At 62.3% G+C, this 3,840-nt stretch carries 3 protein-coding genes; all 3 read left to right on the top strand.

Going from position 1 to position 3,840, the window contains the following annotated elements; translation table 11 throughout:
• Positions 1-1,364: extracellular solute-binding protein (locus tag HY852_RS21130; RefSeq protein WP_291606832.1), on the top strand; the 1,364-nt coding region annotated here is incomplete at its 5' end.
• A 149-nt stretch (positions 1,365-1,513) separates the two neighbouring features.
• A complete protein-coding gene (locus HY852_RS21135; protein ID WP_291606833.1) occupies positions 1,514-2,629 on the top strand; it encodes a microcin C ABC transporter permease YejB in 1,116 nt (371 codons plus the stop codon).
• Between the two features lie 58 nt (positions 2,630-2,687).
• Positions 2,688-3,824 (top strand): ABC transporter permease, encoded by a 1,137-nt coding sequence (locus tag HY852_RS21140; RefSeq protein WP_291606834.1) that lies wholly within the window; start codon positions 2,688-2,690, stop codon positions 3,822-3,824.
• Positions 3,825-3,840 lie beyond the last annotated feature (16 nt).

The following is a 3,840-nucleotide window of genomic DNA, read 5'->3' on the forward strand; positions in this document are numbered from 1 at the left end:
TCATCACGCAGTTGCTGCGCGATTTCGACAAGGCCGAAGCCGATGGCGACCGTGTCGCGGTCGCCCGCTTCAAGCCGGGCCGCGGCCGCGAGGTACCGCTGTTCGTCGCCGGCCTGCCGATCTTCTCCAAGACCTATTATGCCAGGCAGCCGTTCGACCAGTCGACGCTGGAAATTCCGCTCGGCAGCGGCCCCTACCAGGTCGGCCGCTTCGAGGTCGGTCATTTCATCGAGTTCGAGCGGGTGAAGGATTGGTGGGGCGCCAATCTTCCGGTGTCGCGCGGGCAGAACAATTTCGACAGCGTGCGCTACGAATATTATCGCGACCGCGAGGTCGGCTTCGAAGGCTTCACCGCCAAGAACTATCTGTTCCGCGAGGAATTTACCTCACGCACCTGGGCGACGCGCTACGACTTCCCCGCCTTCAAGGACGGCCGCGTCAAGCGCGCGGTGCTGCCCGACGATACGCCGTCCGGCGCGCAGGGCTGGTTCATCAACATCCGGCGCGAAAAATTCAAGGATCGGCGGTTGCGCGAGGCCTTGATCGACGCCTTCGATTTCGAATGGACCAACAAGAACATCATGTATGGCTCATACGAGCGCACGCATTCGGTGTTCCAGAATTCGCCGATGATGGCCAAGGGCAAGCCCGACGCGGCCGAACGGACGCTGCTGGAGGCATTCCGCAGCAACCTGCCGGACGAGGTGTTCGGCGAGCCTTACGTGCCGCCGGTGACCGACGCCTCGGGCCAGGATCGACGCTGGCTGCGACGCGCCAATCAACTGCTTGGCGAGGCCGGCTTTGCGCTGAAGAACGGCAGGCGCGTGTTGCCGAACGGCGAGCCGATCACCATCGAATTCCTGATTGACGAGCCCACATTCACACCGCACCATATGCCCTACATCAAGAACCTCGGCACGCTCGGCATCGACGCCACCTTGCGCGTCGTCGATCCGGTGCAATACCGCGCCCGCGTCGACGGTTTCGATTTCGACATCACGGTGGAACGCTTCAGTTTTTCCGCGACGCCGGGCGATTCGCTGCGCAGCTATTTTTCGTCGCAGGCGGCGGCGACCAAGGGGTCGCTGAACCGCGCCGGGATCGCCAACCCCGCGGTGGACGCGCTGATCGACCTGATCATCGCCGCCAAGACGCGGGACGAGCTCACCACCGCCTGCCGGGCGCTCGACCGCGTCATTCGCGCCGGACGATATTGGATACCGCACTGGTACAAAGCGTCGCACTGGATCGCCTATTGGGACCTGTTCGGCCGTCCGGCTGCCCAGCCGCGCTATTTCCGCGGCATCCCGGGTACCTGGTGGTACGACCGCGACAAGGCGCCGAAACTGGAACAAAAGGGGTAAGAGATCATTCGCCCCTCATCCTTCGAGACGGCCGCTTCGCGGCCTCCTCAGGATGGGGGTTATAGTGCACAAGGATAGCTCCTCATCCTGAGGAGCCCGCCGACGGCGGGCGTCTCGAAGGATGAGGCCCGAAGGAAGTCAGCCAAGCAATGACCGACTATATCATCCGCCGCATCCTGTTCATGATCCCGACGATGTTCGGCATCATGCTGGTGGCCTTCGTCGTGGTGCAGTTCGCGCCCGGCGGCCCGGTCGAGCAGGTGATCGCCAAGCTCACCGGCAGCGACACCGGCGCGACCTCGCGCATCTCCGGTTCGCCCGGCGGCGACTTCGGCAGCCGTGGCATGGTGCAGGGCGGCTCGCAGGTGGACGCCGTCAATTCCAAATATCGCGGTGCCCAGGGCCTCGATCCGGAATTCATCAAGAAGCTGGAAAAACAGTTCGGCTTCGACAAGCCGGCCTATGAGCGATTCGCCCTGATGCTGTGGAACTATGTGCGCTTCGATTTCGGCAAGAGCTATTTCCGCGACGTCAGCGTGCTGCAGCTGATCAAGGAAAAGCTGCCGGTGTCGATGTCGCTCGGCATCTGGATGACGCTGCTCACTTATCTGATCTCGATTCCGCTCGGCATCCGCAAGGCGGTCGACGACGGCTCGCGCTTCGACATGTGGACCTCGAGCGTCATCATCGTCGGCTATGCTATCCCCGGCTTCCTGTTCGCGATCCTGCTGATCATTCTGTTCGCCGGCGGTTCGTTCTTCGACTGGTTCCCGCTACGCGGCTTATATTCGGAGAACTGGGCGCAGCTGCCGTGGTGGCAGAAGATTGCCGATTATTTCTGGCATCTCACGCTGCCGATCATCTCGATGGCGCTGTCCGCATTCGCCACCATGACGCTGCTGACCAAGAACTCGTTCCTGGATGAAATCCGCAAGCAATACGTGCTCACCGCGCGCGCCAAGGGCTGCGGGCGCAACCAGGTGCTGTACGGCCACGTGTTCCGCAACGCCATGCTGATCGTGATCGCCGGCTTCCCTTCCGCCTTCGTACATGCCTTCTTCACCGGCTCGCTGCTGATCGAAACGATTTTTTCGCTCGACGGGCTCGGCCTGCTCGGCTTCGAAAGCGTGCTCAATCGTGACTACCCGGTGGTGTTCGCCACGCTCTTCATCTTCTCGCTCATCGGCGTGGCGGTGAACCTGATCTCCGATCTCACGTATACGTGGATCGATCCGCGCATCGACTTCGAGACGCGGGAGGTTTGAGGTGGACGCGCGTGCCGGCATCAAGGTGCCCGAGACCACGGCGGTCGGACCCGGCGGTCTGATCGTGCCGCCGCTGCGGCGCGGGATCGCGATCTCGCCGCTCAATCGGCGGCGCTGGGACAATTTCAAGGCCAACCGCCGCGGCTATTGGTCGTTGTGGGTGTTCTTGGCGATGTTCCTGATCTCGCTGTTTTCCGAGTTCATCGCCAACGACAAACCGATCTACATCCATGTGAATGGCCAGTCGTTCTTCCCGGCGGTGGTGACCTATCCCGACACCGCGTTTGGCGATCCGAATGACAAGAACCTGTTCGGCACCGCCGCCGACTATCGCGACGATTACCTGATGGGGCTGATTACCAAAGAAGGCGGCGCCGTGCTCTGGCCGCTGATCCGCTTCTCCTACAACACCCAGGTGAGCAAGCCGCCGTCGCCGTTTCCGTCCAAGCCGACCTGGCTGCTTAATGACAAGGATTGCGAGTTCGCCGCCAAGAACGGCTTCGCCAAATGCGGTGAGCAGGAATACAACTGGCTCGGCACCGATGACGGCGGCCGCGACGTGGTGGCGCGGCTGATCTACGGCTTCCGCATCTCGGTGCTGTTCGGACTGGCGTTGACCATCGTTTCCTCGGTGATCGGCGTCGTAGCCGGCGCGGTGCAGGGTTATTTCGGCGGCTGGGTCGACCTGCTGTTCCAGCGTTTCATCGAAATCTGGACCTCGATTCCCTCGCTCTATCTGCTGCTGATCATCTCGTCGGTGCTGGTGCCGGGCTTCTTCGTGCTGCTCGGCATCCTGCTGTTGTTCTCCTGGGTGTCGCTGGTCGGCCTGGTGCGCGCGGAATTCCTGCGCGGGCGCAATTTCGAATACATCATGGCCGCGCGCGCGCTTGGCGTCACGAACGCAGTCATCATCTTCCGCCACCTGCTGCCGAACGCCATGGTGGCGACCATGACGTTCCTGCCGTTCATCCTGTCGTCCTCGGTGATGACGCTGACCGCGCTCGACTTCCTCGGCTTCGGCCTGCCGCCCGGCTCGCCCTCGCTCGGCGAATTGCTCAGCCAGGGCAAGGCCAATGTGCAGGCGCCGTGGCTCGGCCTGACCGGGTTCTTCTCCATTGCCTTGATGTTGTCGCTGCTGATCTTCATCGGTGAAGCAGTGCGCGACGCCTTCGATCCGCGAAAGACCTTCCGATGAGCGCGCCCGCCGAAAA

Origin of the sequence: Bradyrhizobium sp. (genome assembly GCF_016213215.1) — a bacterium.
Taxonomy (GTDB): Bacteria; Pseudomonadota; Alphaproteobacteria; order Rhizobiales; family Xanthobacteraceae; genus Bradyrhizobium.

Bases quoted from the DNA above. Each gene is read 5' to 3' on its own strand.
- HY852_RS21135 (WP_291606833.1), top strand. From the start codon at position 1,514: ATGACCGACTATATCATCCGCCGCATCCTGTTCATGATCCCGACGATG.